The sequence below is a fragment of the Sulfoacidibacillus ferrooxidans genome, assembly GCF_022606465.1.
Classification (GTDB): Bacteria; Bacillota; Bacilli; order Alicyclobacillales; family SLC66; genus Sulfoacidibacillus; species Sulfoacidibacillus ferrooxidans.
Map to the genome: position 1 here is coordinate 1 of NZ_JALBUF010000141.1, position 255 is coordinate 255.

At 44.3% G+C, this 255-nt stretch carries 1 protein-coding gene; it reads left to right on the forward strand.

The features are described from left to right. On the forward strand, positions 1–255 hold a 255-nt coding region (locus tag MM817_RS16745), incomplete at both ends, for an SdrD B-like domain-containing protein (RefSeq protein WP_241717211.1).

Consider the following 255-nt stretch of genomic DNA (forward strand, 5'->3'; position numbering starts at 1 on the left):
TACTATGTCGTGCAGATCTACGATGGTCAGCAAAGTGCTCCATCGAATACGGTAACCTTCAGTGATCAAAGCACATTAGCAACTCCGTCTCTTGCTGTGATGGATACCAATGGTGTAGAGGACTTAGGTGTGAGTAATGCCACTCCAGATGCAACTGTCAATCTGTTTACTTCATCTGGTCAAGTAGTTAGTGCCACTACAGCGGATTCAAATGGTAATGCCTCCTTTGACAATCTATCTAGCGGTAGCTACTAT